13 protein-coding genes and 2 pseudogenes are annotated in these 15,909 nt (G+C 68.7%); 8 read left to right on the forward strand and 7 right to left on the reverse strand.

Annotation, left to right across the window (positions count from 1 at the left end; all coding sequences use genetic code 11):
* Both AIIKEEIJ_RS32625 and AIIKEEIJ_RS32630 read right to left on the reverse strand, forming a co-directional pair.
* Positions 1-279 (reverse strand): annotated as a pseudogene (locus tag AIIKEEIJ_RS32625) (ISNCY family transposase); the annotation flags it as partial.
* 63 nt (positions 280-342) lie between these two features.
* On the reverse strand, positions 343-684 hold the full coding sequence (locus AIIKEEIJ_RS32630; protein ID WP_202917085.1) for a hypothetical protein: 342 nt from the start codon (positions 682-684) through the stop codon (positions 343-345).
* Positions 685-854: 170 nt separating this feature from the next.
* On the opposite strand from AIIKEEIJ_RS32630, the pseudogene AIIKEEIJ_RS15245 reads away from it, so the two are divergent.
* Positions 855-2,106: pseudogene (locus tag AIIKEEIJ_RS15245) on the forward strand (IS3 family transposase).
* A gap of 191 nt (positions 2,107-2,297) precedes the next feature.
* Here AIIKEEIJ_RS15245 and AIIKEEIJ_RS15250 read toward each other — a convergent pair.
* Complete coding sequence (locus AIIKEEIJ_RS15250) at positions 2,298-2,441, reverse strand: hypothetical protein (protein WP_161995994.1); 144 nt, start codon at positions 2,439-2,441, stop codon at positions 2,298-2,300.
* A gap of 41 nt (positions 2,442-2,482) precedes the next feature.
* On the opposite strand from AIIKEEIJ_RS15250, the gene AIIKEEIJ_RS15255 reads away from it, so the two are divergent.
* The 6 genes from AIIKEEIJ_RS15255 to AIIKEEIJ_RS15280 all read left to right on the forward strand — a co-directional run bounded on the left by AIIKEEIJ_RS15255 (position 2,483) and on the right by AIIKEEIJ_RS15280 (position 10,825).
* Positions 2,483-4,096 carry a hypothetical protein gene (locus AIIKEEIJ_RS15255; protein WP_161995995.1) on the forward strand — a complete coding sequence of 538 codons (1,614 nt, stop codon included), beginning with the start codon at positions 2,483-2,485 and terminating at the stop codon, positions 4,094-4,096.
* 74 nt (positions 4,097-4,170) lie between these two features.
* Positions 4,171-4,782 carry a hypothetical protein gene (locus AIIKEEIJ_RS15260; protein WP_161995996.1) on the forward strand — a complete coding sequence of 204 codons (612 nt, stop codon included), beginning with the start codon at positions 4,171-4,173 and terminating at the stop codon, positions 4,780-4,782.
* Positions 4,779-6,353 carry a hypothetical protein gene (locus tag AIIKEEIJ_RS15265; RefSeq protein ID WP_161995997.1) on the forward strand — a complete coding sequence of 525 codons (1,575 nt, stop codon included), beginning with the start codon at positions 4,779-4,781 and terminating at the stop codon, positions 6,351-6,353. Before AIIKEEIJ_RS15260 ends, AIIKEEIJ_RS15265 begins: the two co-directional genes overlap by 4 nt.
* Positions 6,350-7,906 carry an RAMP superfamily CRISPR-associated protein gene (locus tag AIIKEEIJ_RS15270; protein WP_161995998.1) on the forward strand — a complete coding sequence of 519 codons (1,557 nt, stop codon included), beginning with the start codon at positions 6,350-6,352 and terminating at the stop codon, positions 7,904-7,906. Before AIIKEEIJ_RS15265 ends, AIIKEEIJ_RS15270 begins: the two co-directional genes overlap by 4 nt.
* Positions 7,896-8,534, forward strand: coding sequence for a hypothetical protein (locus tag AIIKEEIJ_RS15275; RefSeq protein WP_161995999.1), 639 nt, complete (start codon positions 7,896-7,898; stop codon positions 8,532-8,534). Before AIIKEEIJ_RS15270 ends, AIIKEEIJ_RS15275 begins: the two co-directional genes overlap by 11 nt.
* Positions 8,531-10,825, forward strand: coding sequence for an RAMP superfamily CRISPR-associated protein (locus AIIKEEIJ_RS15280; RefSeq protein ID WP_161996000.1), 2,295 nt, complete (start codon positions 8,531-8,533; stop codon positions 10,823-10,825). The genes AIIKEEIJ_RS15275 and AIIKEEIJ_RS15280 overlap by 4 nt, the downstream gene beginning before the upstream one ends.
* A 26-nt stretch (positions 10,826-10,851) precedes the next feature.
* On the opposite strand, the gene AIIKEEIJ_RS15285 is transcribed toward AIIKEEIJ_RS15280, so the two are convergent.
* The 3 genes from AIIKEEIJ_RS15285 to AIIKEEIJ_RS15295 form a co-directional block, all read right to left on the reverse strand.
* Positions 10,852-11,319 (reverse strand): hypothetical protein, encoded by a 468-nt coding sequence (locus AIIKEEIJ_RS15285; protein ID WP_161996001.1) that lies wholly within the window; start codon positions 11,317-11,319, stop codon positions 10,852-10,854.
* A gap of 69 nt (positions 11,320-11,388) precedes the next feature.
* Positions 11,389-11,973 carry a hypothetical protein gene (locus AIIKEEIJ_RS15290; RefSeq protein WP_161996002.1) on the reverse strand — a complete coding sequence of 195 codons (585 nt, stop codon included), beginning with the start codon at positions 11,971-11,973 and terminating at the stop codon, positions 11,389-11,391.
* 153 nt (positions 11,974-12,126) lie between these two features.
* The gene (locus AIIKEEIJ_RS15295; RefSeq protein WP_161996003.1) at positions 12,127-14,352 is read right to left on the reverse strand and encodes a hypothetical protein; all 2,226 of its coding nucleotides are present in this window, start codon (positions 14,350-14,352) and stop codon (positions 12,127-12,129) included.
* A 133-nt stretch (positions 14,353-14,485) separates the two neighbouring features.
* Here AIIKEEIJ_RS15295 and AIIKEEIJ_RS15300 point away from each other — a divergent pair, with 133 nt between their 5' ends.
* Positions 14,486-14,641 (forward strand): hypothetical protein, encoded by a 156-nt coding sequence (locus AIIKEEIJ_RS15300; RefSeq protein ID WP_161996004.1) that lies wholly within the window; start codon positions 14,486-14,488, stop codon positions 14,639-14,641.
* Between the two features lie 166 nt (positions 14,642-14,807).
* On the opposite strand, the gene AIIKEEIJ_RS15305 is transcribed toward AIIKEEIJ_RS15300, so the two are convergent.
* Positions 14,808-15,884, reverse strand: a complete 1,077-nt coding sequence (locus AIIKEEIJ_RS15305; protein WP_161996005.1) for a hypothetical protein — start codon at positions 15,882-15,884, stop codon at positions 14,808-14,810.
* Positions 15,885-15,909: the final 25 nt, after the last annotated feature.

Raw genomic sequence — 15,909 nt, forward strand, 5'->3', positions numbered from 1 at the left:
GTCCTTGCCCCGGTCGATGCGCACCGCCGCGGGCAGACCACCGGCCGGCCCGTACGGCTCCCGCCGCATCACCGCCGCCCGCAGCGCCGCCAGCACGCTCCCCCGGTTCGGAGTCCGCGGCGTCACCGCCACACCGAGGATCACGTCACAGGCGGCATCGACGAACCACGTCACCCACGGGGTGACCAGCCGCCCGTCCGCCTCGACCTGGACCGGCGCCTCGACATGGTCGGCCTCCCACACCGCGTTGCGGTGCGACGGGGGCCGCTGCAGGAACACGTCGAACCTCCTGCGCGCCCGCTCACCGGCGCGCAACCCGGCCCTGTCCCCGGGCGCGAGATCCTACCGGATCGCGCGATGCAGCGTCGCCAGGCTCGGTGCCGGCGCCCCGCCCTGCTTCTCCTGCTCGAGCAGCTCACGATGCAGCGCCGACGCATTGCCACGCCAATAGGCAAGGCGCACTCGAAGATCCGCGTCGATCCGGAATCGATCTCGCTTCTTCGGTGGTGGCGGTGGCATCCGGTGTGCTCTCACCCAGCGCCAGACCGTCCGCTCGGTCACGCCCAGGGCCTGGGTGATCAGCCGAACATGTTCGCTGGTCAGATCCCCCGCCTGATTCAAGGTGGCCAGCCGATCCACGGCGATCCGACGCAGCGCACGCCCGCTCGGATCGACCACCAGCATTACCCCTCGACCCGTTGGCTACCCGCGAACGGGCGAGCCCGCGGACATTCGATCACGCTCCAGCCGTCAACACCCCCGGTTTACTGACACTCTTCACGACGAGAACCCACTGACATTTTGAAGTGCCCCGGGTTTGATGGAGACAATCAAAACCCGGAAGGATGACCGGCATGGTCGCACCACGGAAGTACCCCGATGAGCTGCGCGAACGCGCCACCCGGATGGCCATCGAGGCCCGCAAGGACCCGGCAACCCGGGCCGGCGCCCTCAAACGCATCGCGGACCAGCTCGGTGTCCATCCCGAGGCGCTGCGGACCTGGGTCAAGCGGGCCGAAACCGACGAAGGTCTTCGGCCGGGCACCACCAGCGACGATGCGGCTCGCATCGCCGAGCTCGAGCGCGAGAACCGCGAGCTGCGCCGCGCGAACACGATCTTGAAGCAGGCATCGGTTTTCTTCGCGACGGAGCTGGACCGTCCACACCGATGAAGGTCGAGTTCATCGACCGTTACAAGCACGAGCACGGCGTCCAGCCGATCTGCGAGGCGTTGGAACAGACCGACGCCGCGATCGCGCCGAGCACCTACTACGCCGCTACGACACGTCGCGAATCCGAGCGCACCCTCCGCGACCGGGAGCTGACCGAGCGGATCCCCACGATCCATTCCGAGAACTACAGCGTCTACGGCGTACGCAAGGTCCACGCCGAACTGAAGCGACAAGAAATACCGGTGGCGCGCTGCACTGTGGAACGACTGATGAGAAAGGCTGGACTGAAAGGTGTTGTGCGGTCGAAGAGTCCCCGCACAACCAGACCGAGGGCGGAGACCGAACGACCCGCAGATCTGGTCGAGCGACGGTTCGTCGCCGACGCCCCGAACGAGTTGTGGATCGCCGACATCACCTCATGGGAGAGACGTTCTCCGGCTGGGTATACGCCGCCTTCGTCATCGACGTCTTCTCCCGCATGGTCGTCGGCTGGCAGGTCGCGACCTCCCTGTACACCGACCTGGCGCTCGATGCGTTGGAGATGGCGCTCTGGCGACGCACCCACGGCGGGGCGGACCTGTCGGGCCTGATCCACCACTCCGACCGTGGTGTGCAATACCGTGCCGTGCGCTACACCGAACGCCTCGCCGAGGCAGACGCGGTGGCTTCCGTTGGCTCACGCGGTGATTCGTACGACAACGCGATGGCAGAAGCGTACAACAGCCTGTTCAAGGCCGAGTTGATCCGCAACAAGGGCCCCTGGCACGGCATCGACGACGTCGAGATCGCCGTTGCCGAGTACGTCGACTGGTTCAACCAGCGACGGCTCCACGGCGAGCTCGGTCATGTCCCACCGGCCGAATTCGAAGCACACCACTGGCAGGCACAGCACGACGAGGACCTGCAACAGACTTCGCTACTGAAAACCAGCTGATCGACTCTCTACAAAACCCGGGGCTTGACATTTTCATGCAGAGTCGCACGTCGCCTGCATGCGACCTACCTGTGCTTTCCCGCGTGATGTGAACATGCCACGGGCCTATACAGAACCTTGGCCCGTCGAACCTCAGGTCTGCGGAGCACCGAGCGTGGAGGTGGGCGGACGACACACTTGGTCAGGCTCTGTCATCCTGCCAGCGCGCCCGACACGCGGCCGCCGCGCAGATCCTGTTTGTACACCATCTTCATGGACGCGCCCATCCGAGAATCGGGGCGGCGCACGTTGATGCGCCTGCTTATCAATGTCGCTTTGAAGTTCTTCAGCGACACTACTTATTGTTCGGCGGCGTCATCAGCAGTGGTGCTTTAGTGTGTCCGAAATGGTCGATGTATACGGATTCGCTGACGGAGCGCCAGCCGTTGTGGTGCATGTGGAGTTTCCCGGTATCCAGAGCTTCGTCTTCCGGTCGCGAACGTTGTTGGACACCATCGGCCGTTCCCGTTGGATCGCACAGCTGACCAGCACACAGTTCGTAGTCTCGTGGCCGCACGGCCAGGTGGGTCGCGTGTTGGCCTCTGGAGTCGGCCATTTCAGTTGTGAGATCACCTCGGGTAATGCCCACGAGTTCGTCGGCTGGTACACCCGCGAGGTCTCCGAGGTTTCCGACGCGTTGACCCCGGTGGTGTGGATCGATCAGGAGGGCGCCGACGAAGCGGATCGGGTGCTGTCGGCGGCGGCACGGTTGCGGCAGGCGCGCCACGATATGCCGGCGACGATGGCGGGGGAACCGGCGTGGGGTGCGGTGCAGTGCGTGGTGACCGGCGCATTCGCCGAGTCGTTCGACCGACGGACAGGGACCGAGCTGCGAGCGGTAGCGCGGGAAGTCTCGGCCGCGGACGCCGCGGCCCGGCAATGGCACCGCGACCAAGAAGTGGAGCTGATCCCGGCGCGGTACAGGGACCTGTTCGCGTTGCCGAAACAGATGGGCGATCTCGGTCGCAGCGCGGGGAAGAGCAGCAAGATCGCGGTGGTAGTGGCCGATCTCAACGGTGTGGGCGCGCATCTGCGGCAGGTGGCGGCAACTGCCCCTGACGACGTCGGCACGGCGATGGCTGCGTTGACCGAGTTGCGCCATCGCTGGTGCGCGCGTGTGGTCGAAATGGTGGCCGATTCGATTCAGGTGGTCGACGACACGCCGGTGGTCCAGGGTTTTCCGGAGTCGCTGCAGTTCCCGCTGCCCTACACCGGCGAGACGAAGCGATGGTTGATGCCGGTCCGACCGTGGATCGGCGCCGGTGACGATGTGGTGCTGGTATGCGAGTCGCGTATCTCCTGGTCGGTGGCGGCAGAGATGATCGCGTGGCTCGATGCCGACGCACCGCCCGGTGATCCCCGTTCGATCCTGCAGGAGTTGTTCGGGGCACGGCTGAGTGTGGCGGTGGGGGTCGCGGTGGTGCCGCACGGGGTGTCGTTGACTCGGGCACACGGGATCGCCCAGAAAGTAGGGTCGTCGGCGAAAGCGGCCGCGAAGGCACACTCGTTCGGGTCCCGAACTCCGCACGGACTCGACTGGCACCGGGGTGTGATCGATCCGGAACGGATCGACGAGCTGCGGACGCGCCGGTATCCGGGCACCGGGCGCCCAAGGGCGTGGTTCGCCGACAACCGGGCCATGGGCTTCCCGATGTTCGAACACCAGTGGCTCGGACCCGGCGAGAGGAGTCTCCGAGGGTCGAGGTGGGCGACGTTGCGCAGCACGGTCCGTCGACGGTTGTCGACGGCGGCACGCTCGGGAACATCGATGGATGAAACGGCCGATGATGCTGTTGCCGCCGTGGTGGGTGAGCTCAACCGCAAACGCGCCCTACGGGATCTACCGGAGTTGTCGCTCCCGGTGATGTGGGCGGGTGGGGTTCTCGATGCGCTGGATCTGCGTGATGAGCATCTGCATCTGACTGCCGCGACCTGGGGCGTGACGTCATGACCGACCAGATGTCTCCAATGTCCGGGTGCAAGAAGATGGCGTCAATAATGACGGTGGGGATACTGAGGCCGTGCGTGGTCGGCGTCGACGACGGCGACGACCTCGACGTCGATCTGGGGACGGTGGTGGACAAGTTCGGTATCCCGTACATCCCGAAGAACCGCATGTCGGCGCGGCTACGGGACGCGGCGTTGCGGGTACTCGGCGAGGCCGGTGCCACCCCGGCGGATCTGGACGCCGCGGTGGCCTTGTTCGGTGCGAGCGAGACCACCGCCGAGCAGGACCGGGCGGTACGGGTGGGGCGTGCGCAGTGGCCTCGGGACTCGCAAGCGACCGTGGTGGCGGCGATTCGTGCGCACGAGGATCGCTACGGTGGCTCCGGTGCGATGCGGGAGAACGTCACGGCAGCGTTGACCACGACGATACTCAGAACCGCGCTCGACGATCGGAAGGCGCCGCGCCGCGGATCGTTGCGCGAGGTCCGGGCGGTCCGGCCCGGTGTGGTGTTCGAGTCCGAGTTGTCGTGGACCCGCCCCCCCACGGGGCCCGAGCTTCGGTTTCTGGCGCGGTGTGTGCTGGCGGTCGAGCAGATCGGGCACGGCGAGTCCGACCACCAGGGCAGGGTCGAGTGTGCTCTCGACGGGGACCGGGAAACGACGATTCGTCTGGCGTACGGAGAAGCATGATGGATCAGTTCTGGTTCGTGCCGGTGACGGTGACGTTCGGTGAGGAGGTGCTGCTGCCGCAGGACGGGGCGGCAGTGTCGCCGCAGTCGGAGTCGGTGGTGGCGGGAACACGGTTGCGGGGTGTGATCGCGCAACTGTGCCGGACGCGGGATCCGGCGTGGCTCGAACACCTCATCGTGTCCGGGGATGTCGCGGCAGCACCGGCATTCCCCGATGCCGGGGCCGGGGTGATCGGCCAGCCGACGCCTCGGACCACGCTGGTCGCCGCCCACCCGGACGGGGACCGAGTCGTCGACGAACGCGCCACACTCGGCAGAGATGTTGCGGTGCGACGGCTCGGCGGTATGGCTGCGCACCGGGGTCGGGCGTGGACGCCGGTGACGGTGCAGACTCGGACGACCCAGCGGCTGGTACGACCACGAACGGGCGGGACAGTCGAAGGTCTGGGCCCGATGACGTTCACCACCGTGTCGGCGCAGCAGGTGTTCACCGCACGATTCCGGTTGCGGGGCGACCGCGCCCGGTGCGAGGAGCTCGCACAGATGCTGCGTGAGCTGTTGGATCAGAAGACTGTTTCGTTGGGTAGCGGTAAGGACGGCGCGTACGGCGGCGATGCAGTGTTCACCGTCGGTGCGGGTCTCGACAAGGCCGCGGAACCGGTCTCGGTCGACGATCTCGCCGCCGGGGACGAGGTCGATGTGGTGTTGCGGTCACCGGCATTGGTGGTCTCCCCCGCCGGGCATTACCTTCCCGATGCGGTGCGCACGCATCTCGACGAGTTGTTCACGCGGTTGGGTATGCCGGCAGTGTCGGTGTCGGCGTCGGTAGGGCGGGTGCGGGCCGGCGGTGCCCACGCCGGATACGGACGGATGAGGCCGGCGCCGTGGGCGGCGGCGCCCGGATCGGTGATCCGGGTACGGGCAGGCGGTCCGATCCGGGCACGGGACTGGCCGCAGATCCTGGGCCACCGGGTGGGGCATCGCGTGGTCGACGGATTCGGCATCCTCGGGGTCGAACCACTCGACGGTGACGGTGGCGGTCTTCTCGAGCCGCACCGTCCGGCGCAGGTGCAGCCCCCGGAGGGCATGGTGCTGCTGTCGTCCGGCCCGGCGGTGGCGCCGCGGCCGGCACCGGAGTGGGGTCAGGACCGGGCCGGGCAGCAGTTGACGATCCTGCAGAACGAGTTGTTCGCCGCGGCGTCCGAACGATGGCGCCGGGACGCAGTGGTGGACCTCGCCTCGGCGTCGGGCAATACGGTGCCTGCTGCAGTATGGGGACGGCTGCGCGCAGTGATGCACGACCGCGCGCTGCTGGCGTCCTTGGCTGGCGAGCTGGCCGGGGGGTGGGTGGGGTCCTGGATACGTGCCGCTGCCGGCGGCCACGGGCCGACTGCATTCGCATCGCTTCCAGAACGTATTCGAAACCGGTGGCGAAAAGAGCTGAGGGCGGTGTCGTTGACCGTGCCGGAAGATCACGCGGTCGGCAAGTACGTGAAAGCCGACCTGGATGCGCAATTACTCTACCTGGCGCGGGATCTGGTACTGCTCGGCCAGCGCGGAGGACAGCGATGACAGCACCGTCCGACCAGCAATTGCTGCGCCGGTTCCAGGGCGCCGGTGGTTCACTGCCGCGCCGCAACATCGTGCTGGTGACCGCTACGTTGGTAGTGCTCACCGACACCACCATCGGGGACGGCGGCAGCGGCGACCCGGTGGACGACATCACGGTAATCCGGGATCTGGACACCGGCTTCCCGATGATCGAGGGACCGAGCCTGACCGGTGCACTGCGCGCCTATCTGTCTCGCATGCCGACGGTGCCCGAGGCGGCGGCGGACGCGGTGTTCGGCAGCGAAGATCACCAGGCACGGGTGAGACCGCGCGATGCGGTGCCGACACCGGGGTATCCGACGACCGGGCACCGCGAGTCGGTGGCGGTCGCTCCAGGCACCGCCACGGCGGCCGAGGCGGCCCTGTTCAGCAGCGAGGTTGTCAGTGCCGGTACCGAATTTCCGCTGGTGTGGGAGATCGAGGTGCCCCCCGATCCGCGGGAGGCCACCCCACTGCTCGAGGTGGTGGTGGCCGCGGCGACCGCGTTGGCGCAGGGCCGGATCCGGCTCGGGCAACGGACCCATGCCGGGCGGGGGCGGGTGCGCGGGACTCGCTGGTCGGCGCGGTTGTTCGACATGTGCGGCCGCGTCGAGGACCACAAGGTGTGGTACAGCGCCGGATACACCGGACAGCCGAGGCTCACCCCGCCGCCCGATCCCGCCGCGACTCCGGCGGCGGCGCTGACGACGGCGTTGTCCGAATGGGCGGCACCCGGTGGTGCCGCGATCACCTTCGCCGAACCCGAGATCGCTCCGGTCGGGGTGCTCGAACTCGCGGTGCATCTGCGCAACGAGGAAGTCCACGGCGACCGCCGGGTGCCCACCGCGGTGCTGCTCGGCGGCCCGAGTACCGGCGACAACCTCACCGCCGCGTTGACCCGTCCCGTGGTCGGCGACGACGGGACGGTCCGGGAGGCACCGATCGACTCGGGTACCGCCGCGTTGAGCATGCTGCGTCGCACCTGCTGGCAGGTGTTGACCGAGTTGGCCTCGGCGAGCCCGAAGCCGGCGGCGGCACTGCGCGCTGCCCGGATCCGGTTTGTCGACCTGTTCGGCTCGCACCCGGCCGACGACGTCACCGAGGTGCAGGCCTCGCGGATCGCCGTCGACGAGGACGCCTTCGTCGGCGCCGCCGTTGTGACGCAGCCGCAGGTGGCGCTCAACCCGATCGCGCATCTGCCGATTTCCGGAGCGCTGGCGATGACACAACCGGTGTTTGGCGGGGGCCGAACGGTCACGATACAGATCGTCGACCCTACCGACTTCGACCTCGGCCTGTTCACGGTGGTGCTCAAGGAGCTGCACGCCGGCAACGGTGCCAGGGTGGGGGCCGACGCGGCCAGCGGTAACGGTCGCCGGCTCGCGGTGTCCGTGCTGGGCCGGTACGACGAGCCGGACGGTGCGGCACCGGAGGTGGTGCCGCACCGCTGGAACAGTTGGGATGAGATCCGGGGCGACGAGTGGATCGTCGAGCGGCACCGACGTTTCGTGGAGGAGTTCGACAATGTCTGCTGAGCCCCTCGTCCACGGTCTGCTGACCGCCCCCGCCGACACCGGACTCGTCGATGAGATCGTCGTGGCGGTGACCGCCACCGCGGCGACCATCTCGTCGGTCGGAGCCGAGGTCGAGTACCTGATCGCCGAGTACGAACACGGCTACGACACTGCACGGCAGCTCGACGGCATCTGGCGGTGGGCATCGGCCGTATCGGAATTCGCCGGCCGGCCCGGTCATCCCACACCTGGCCCGCGCCACGGTCTCGACCGGGTGCGTCTGTTCGGGGCCGACAGTGAACTGGTGGTCTGGCGCACCGCGCACGGTTTCGCCGGATGCTGGTCGCGGACCGACCCGGAGGAAACCACCCATCCGTGGCTCGAGCCGCGGTCTCGGACGTATCTGCTGTGCGATATACCCGGGGCACGGCGAGACCGGGCCGCGGGGTTCACCCGCATCCGCCAGTTGTCGGGACAGTTCACCGTGCATCCGTTCGAATTCTCCGACCGCGGCACACCGCTCGGGCACACCCGCGAATTCTTCAGCACCGACCCGGGCACGGGCGCGGTGTTCGTCGCCGCAGTGACCTGGACCGGATACAGCGATGTCCCGACCCCAGCCGACTCCCGGAAAGGTACGCGACGATGACCACCGACCGCCCCATCCCGGGACCGCGACGGCCCGTTCCCTCCCCCACCCCGGGGCCGCGACGTCGGCCGACTGCGCTCTCCACCGAGGCACTGCCGCCGACGTCCCCTTACACCCATGTGCCGTTCGGGCCGACGATCAGCGCCGCGCACCTCTGGGCACACGACCAGGTCGATGCGGATCCGACCGCCTCGTTCGATCAGGTGGTGCCCGGCACCGTCCGCGGATATGCCGAGTTGACGCTGACCGCGTTGAGCCCGGTGTTCTTCGGCGACGCCGACCGCACCACCGAGAGTTTCCGGTGGCCGGCAACCGACGGGCACCCGCGGCGGTACGGCATTCCCGGAACCGGGATCCGGGGCTGCCTGCGCGGCGGGGTCGAGGCACTGCTCGGCAGTGCCCTCGGCCTGTCCGAAAGCGACGATCTGCGCCCGGCTATCCGGAATCCTGTCTCCGACAACGACCATCCGCTGACCGCCGTCGCGAGAAATTCTTACACCGGACTTCGCAACCCCGGCATCGACCCTCGGGACAGAGCGGCGACGGCACAACCCGGGAAGCAACGCGTCGGGTTGCTGACCAAGACGGAGGCCGGGCTGGTCGTGCGCGAATGCCCGCAGTTCCTGATCAGCGCACGCCCCACCCACAGACGCCCAAACCCGCCGAAGAACAACATCCGGAAGGTCCCCACGATCCGCTGGGCTGTGGTGCGCGACGATCTGCTCGCCACCCATGCCGCCGGGATCGATGCGCGAGTCTGGCTGCAGGAACGGCTCGGCGAGACCGTGCACGTGGTGTGGGCGCAGGTGACGGTTGGCGGTATTCCCCGTCCGGCAGCGGTCGGGATCGGGCTGACTGCCGCCGAAGCCGAACACAACGCCGCGACCCGACACGACAGAAGCGGGATGGGGGTAGTGGCGCCGGGGCGGTGTGTGTTCCAGCATTTCCTCGACGACACCTGGGAACCGACGCACGCTCCGCGCGCGTGGGAGATGGTGTTCTTCCCGACGAACATGTCCAATCTCACCCGCGAGGGCCGCCCCACCGGCAATGCGGCGAACTGCTATCTGCTCGAGGTTCCCGGCGGGTTCCTGGCCGCCGATGGCGGTGTGTTCTACAACCCACCCGTCATTGACCTGGTCGTCACCGAACACGCAGTACACGAGTTCACAGCGATGCTGACCACGCGCCGGTACTGGAAACCGGTCCTGGACCGGCGCCGGCCGTGGGAGGCAGAAGGCGGATGGCCGGTGTTCTTCGACACCGACAGCCGAAACCAGGTCACCCATCTCGGGGCGAGCGGCGGGTTCCCGGTGTGGAGCCCGAACACGGTCAAGGACTCCGTGGAAAATGCCGGGGGCCGGTGGACCCGGACACTGCACGCGGCCGGCGCGGACAACGACGCGGTCGATGCGCTGTTCGGGGCGATCGACGACACCCACCGTATCCACGGCAGGCTCGATGTCGGGCACGGCACCGCCACCACCGAGATCACCGCGCTGCCGGCCGAATCCGTGGCCCTACTCGGAGCCCACCTCGAATCCGCGGCCACCCGATTGCAGAACCGAAACGGCAGTAAGGGGCAGAATCAAAGCGGCAGCAAGGAATTGATCAGCTACGCCAACACCGCGCCCGCCGCGCGGGGACGCCAATTCTATTGGCACCGTGGACAGTGGGAGGGAGACGGCGCCGCGACGTGGTCTTTGCACGCCCAGGCGTACCGGACGCAGTTCGACGGGGACGAGACCGCCCCCACGGACGACACTGCAACCTCGATGGCGCCACTGCCGATCGGCTCGACGTTCACCAGCCGCATCCCCTTCGCCAACCTCACCCCCACGGAGTTGGGGGCGGTGCTGTTCGTGCTGCTCTTCCCCGCAGCACCGGCATCCGATCCGGCCGGTCCGGCCGCGTTCGCGCACAAACTCGGCGGCGGCAAACCCCTCGGCCTCGGCTCGATGCAGGTGGAGGCGAGCGTGCACGTGTTGTCACCGCGGCGCCACGCCGATCTCGACGACCCCGGTGACGAAGTGGTCGACCCCGCCGGGTTCATCGAGGTGTTCCTGGCCGCGGCGCGGTGGCGCATCGAGGACGAGAAGGATGCGACCGACGAGTGGGTGTACGTCGCCGAGACCGGACGTCGATGGCCGCCACATGTGGCGGCGTGGCTGATGGTTCACCGGTGGGAGCACCGTCCGGCACCGGACGCGACCGCACCGTGCGGGCCGTCGGCGTTCCGGTCCAAGCTCCCGATGCTCGATGTGTTCGAGATCGCGAAGCAGAGCACGTAATCGAGCGGCCGCCTGCCCGCGCCGGGTCACCGGGCGGACGGGGCGGTCGTGTCGGTGTTCGCCGCCCGGTTCGGGAGGTCGGGTAGGTAGGCCTGCCACACCGCCGTCGCGACGGCGGCAGCGTCGCGGGCCCGGGCGTCGGCGAGTGCGGCCCGCGCGGCCGCACGATCGGCTTCGTCGCGGGCCTCGTCGATCAGCGCCCGGTCCACCCGCCGCCGTTCCCCGGCGTGTAGACACACCCCGGTTTTCGATTCGGTGCGCCAATGGTCGAAGTACCGGTCGAAGACGTGTCCGCAGAACTCGTCGGCGGCGCCGGTGTCGCTGAGCTGGGTGGCTTTGTCGGCGGCGTCGGCGACGAGGCCGTCGATGTCGGGCAACGGCTCGAAGGGCAGCGGCAGCGACGACGGGGCGTCGACGGTGCGCAGGGTGCGTTGATCCTGGTCGGCGGGAATCGCGGTGGGGCGGCGGCGACGCAGGCGGGACAGGATGGACACGGTGGGCCTCCGGGTGTCGGATCGGGGGTGTCGGGAAGATCAGGGACCGGGCAGGGGCCGGACCGGTGGTCACAGCCCGAGCGGGTGCGGGGGTACCGGCACCGCCGGGACGGTGTATCCGGCGCGGAGCTCGGGCAGTTCGGGGTGTCGTCGGGCGAACGCTCGCCAGTAGCGGGCGACCAGCGATTCGGTGCGTTCGGTGCAGCGTTGGATGCGCAGCGCTCCGACAGTGACCCGGTCGGCGCGGAGCTCGTCGAGCACGCCGATGCGCTCGGTGGCGGCGTCGATCTGCTCACGCAGGCTCTGCCGGCGGGCGGTGCGGGTACGGTCGCCGCGAATCCGGGCGGTGTCGTCGCCGTCGATCGAGGTCGTATCGATGTCGTCGAGGGCCGCCAGGGCGCGTTCGCGACGGTGAACGTGCACTGCCCGCTCCTGGTCGATCGGTGCGACGTGGGCCTGGGTGCGGAGCCGTTCGGATTCGATCATGGTCGCGTTGGTGCTGATCAAGGTGTGTAGGTACGGGGTGATACCGGTCTGCGGGTCGGGGACGATGCCGCGGCGCCCATCGCGGCGACCGGCCCAGGCCGCGGCCCAGCGGCTGAACACGGACGGGACTACCACGACAGTGGCCTCGGTCAGATCCACGGTGGCCACCGGCGACACTCCGTCGCCGGTGCGGGCACGGGTCGCGGGGGTCGATTGCCGACGAATCATGGTCTTTGTCCCTTCTCGGAGCGGGATGCGCGGCGGGAGCCGCGCATCGGACCTCTCAGGGACGAGCGGGGGATTTGTCTCGAGGCGAAGGCGTCAGCGGCCGGTCAGATGGGACGCCACCCGCTTCAGAGCCTCGCCGTCCTGGTCGTCGGTCCGTCCGAACCGCACGGTGCCGGTGCCGGTGTCGAATCGGGCGAACGGCAGCCACCGCTCGCGCACCTGCTGACGGGCGAACTCGGTCACACGCGCGTCCGAGATGTCGGTGCCCAAAACGAGGAGTGGTTTGTGGGCGTCGCCGACCACCGCAGCGACCTGCGTCGAGCGGGACTTCACCGCAGTCTTGAAGTCCCTCCACGCATCCTTCAGCTGATTCTTATTGCTGGATATTTCCTCTTTCGACTTCGGCTCGGGAAACGTCTTGGGAATGTGGATGTGGACCGAGGCGCATCCGCGGCGGCCGGCGACGATCAGCGGGGCCGCCACGCCGATGTCGAGTGTGGCCGGGTCGGCCGGAACGAACACCTCCAGCCGGTCCCCGGCCGCCTCGAGTGCGCGGCGGATCCGGCCGAGGATCGCGCGCGCTGCGGGGTCGGCCGGGTCCGCGGCGAGAGGGATGTAGCGGTCACCGAACTGGGCGGGCCAGTCCACCGCGAAATCGGTGATCTCCGCCTCGGTTCCGGATGTTCCCAGTCGTTGCACCGTGCCGTCGATCCCGAGATGGACCGCCGCCTCGCGTCGGCCTGCGTCGAGGGCGACGCGGAGCAGCCCGGCGGTGACGCCTTTCGGTCCGGGGGTGACCATGACCGCCGCCGGGCGAATGCCTTTCAACGCGGCGACCGTGGCCGCTTCCCCCGCTGCGGGAACCCGGAGATAGGTGCCGGCATCGTTCTTGCCGAGCTTGGTGAAGGCGTCGGCGAGCCGCGTGTTCGTTTCTGCGGTCCCGATGCCGAGAACATGGGTCGGCGCACTGCGGATTGCGGCTTGAACGGCCAGAGGTGTGCCGTCGACCGGCACCACGGTGACTGCGGCGCCGGTGACGTCGACGGGTACAGTTCTGGACTGGAATGTGCTCTCCCGCTTGAGCGACTGCAGCCAGGCGGCGAGAAGGTCGTCGACGTCTTTGCTGCCGGTGTCGGCGTCGAGGCGACCGGCCGCGACCTTGCCCATCGACGGCATCGTGGCCGTGATGTCCTGGCACGTGTGCTCGACTCGGCTCCACGGGACGGCAGGGCGCGTGTCGTCCTTGCGCTGATGTCCTTGCGCGCCGGTCACCCAGGATGTGACGGCGGTGCCGAAGGCCCAGCGCATGCTCACCACACGGTCCCCGAGCAGTTTGAGCGCCTTGTCGGCATTGGATTTGACCTCGATGGCCAGCACATGATGTCCCTTGCGCACCACCACGTCCGCTTCGCTCACTGCGGTGGTGCCCTCGTTGCGATCGGCGGGAACGGCGTGGACGTTGACCATCAGCTCCCACCCGCCTGCGGGGTGAGCACCGTGCAGGGCCCATGCGCAGATCAAGGCCACCAGCAGTTCGCGAACACTTCCCCGCGCATCGTCCAGTGTGCGCATCGAGGTGACGAGACGATGCGGATCGTCGAGCCCGAGTGCGGTGGCGAGAACAGCGGCGTGATTCTGCAGGCAGGTGATCCATGCGGGGTACTCCGGATCGTTGCGGTCCACGACATCGGCCCGGTCGAGCAGGCCGATCGTGTCATCGATCTGAGTCGACCACTCGGCTGTGGGGACGGGTGCGCAACGGTAGAAGCCTTGCAACCGCATGCCGTGCAGAGCCGCGATCAACTCGGTGCTCAGCGTCGAGGTCTCCACAGCCCGGTGTTCGGCGCGTGCACTGCCGGGAACGAGGGTGCCGTAGGTGTCGTCGATCCAGGTGCGCCACTGCCCGCCCCGGTCGGGCAGGCCGCGCTCGTGGTGGTGGTCCATGTGCGCGACGACCGCGGCCACGGTCATCACCTTCGTGCCGCCCGAATAGTCCAACCGGAAGTCGCGGTCACCGATCGTCTCCGCGAGCTCGGTGAAGCAGGTGGCGGTGGCGGCCAGGTCGTCCCCGTCGCCGCAGTCGACCAACTCGAATGCGGCCGGCAGGTTCCGGGCGGTGCGGATCGGGGCGAGGACCTGGGCGATGCAGCGAGCCACCGGTGCGGTGGCGGTGGTGTGGGCCAGGATCACCTGCGGGCAGTCGAGGGTGAGGATCGCCAGAGCGACCGGCAGCGGACTCAACCCGACCGTCACCACCAACACATCCGGACCGTCGGTGAAGTCCTGCTCGTCGGCGGCTACGCCCCAGTCGAAATCCATCTGCCGCATTATTCCCAACCGTCCACCCCGGCGCCGGTCGGACGCACCGAGCGCGACTCGACGGATCGGCGCCGGGCGCGGGTTGTCCCTGAGGGTGTCGGTGCACGACACCACCGACGAAAGGATCACGGTCATGCCGATCGACCAGCCGCCGCTCACCCCGCAGACCAGCGAAGTCCGCTACGCGCAGGAACAACGCAAGATCCAGCGCCGACGCGACGAGGAACGCAAGAAGAACCTCGCCGCCGAGATGCGCCGCAAGGCGCAGGAGAGCAAGCAGAACCGGTGACGCCGGGCCGAGGCCGCGGGGGTTCGCCCCCGCGGCCTCGGCGCGTCCGGATCGCGAGACCCGAAGGTGCGCTGCAGGTGGCGACCTGTCACCGGCGGTGGCGGTGGGGCCGGACTCGGGTTCCGGCCCCACCGCGACCGCGGTGAGGTGACACCGTGCTCATCGTCTACTCGTCGCCGTAGAGGTCGTCGAGTTCGGCGATGCGCGCCTCGATGCGTCGGCGTTCGTCGGTGTCGAAGACGCGGGATCCGAGCCGGAACCCGGCGTCGCGGACGCTGCGCCAGATCCTCAGTTCCCCGGCGCCGTCGAGTACCGGCGCGGTGTCGGTGCCGAAGACGCTGTCGTGGACCTGCGTTTCGGGACGCTGGTCGTCGGGACGGTCCCAGTTCTCGTCGAGACGGGTCCCGACGAGTTCCCTGGCCGCCAGGACCAGCGCCGCGTACGCGCGGTGCGCCTTCTCACCGCCCTCCATCCAGGTTTCCCGGTCCCGGAAGGCCCACAGCTGCGCGGCCACCTCGACGTCGTCGAGGTCGACGAGATGGCTTGCGCCCTGGGAGAGGGGATTGCGGTAGTTCTGCACCGCGACGCGGCGCAGGTATCCGACGGCCTGGTCATCGGGGCACAGACCGAGCAGCGCCTGCGCGGCGATGCGCTCGCCGCTGGCCAGCCCACGGACGAGGATCTTGTAGATCTCGCATCCGGCGTCGGTGAACAGCCGTCGGCCGTCGCGCCCGGTGTACCTCGCCGCTGCCCGTTCGGGGCGGGCGGTGTGCACCGTTCCCGCGGTGAGCTGACGACCGTGGTCGCGCAGCGACTGCACCGTGCTCGACCACAGCGCCGAGTACTGAGAGGAGCGCAGCCCGTGGACCGCGGCCCGGTGCAGGTCTCGGGCGGTGGTGTGGCGGCGGGCGGCGTCGGAGGTCAGGAACCCGACGATCGCCGTGTACAGGCGTCCGCGTACCGCGTCTCCGAGTGCGATGTCCGGGCGGTGCCGGCGGCACCGGGCCGCGGCCAGCAGCACCGTCAGGGCCCGCACCACCTGGTCTTCGACGAGGGGGTCGGAGTCGGGGATCGTGGATCCGGGCACGAACACCTCGCCCGGCCAGCAGAGACGCCGGCCCAGCACGGTCGCGGCGGCGTCGCGGGCGATGGGGACGAGCAGCTCTTCCTGCGCTTCGGAGAAGCAGGGGCGCTGCTGATCGCACCCGATGGAGTCGGTGGTCCGGCGGGAGTTGAACTGCATGTGATGACCTCTTCCTCGCCGGGAA

The sequence above is a fragment of the Rhodococcus sp. YH1 genome (assembly GCF_009939605.1).
Taxonomy (GTDB): domain Bacteria; phylum Actinomycetota; class Actinomycetes; order Mycobacteriales; family Mycobacteriaceae; genus Rhodococcus; species Rhodococcus aetherivorans.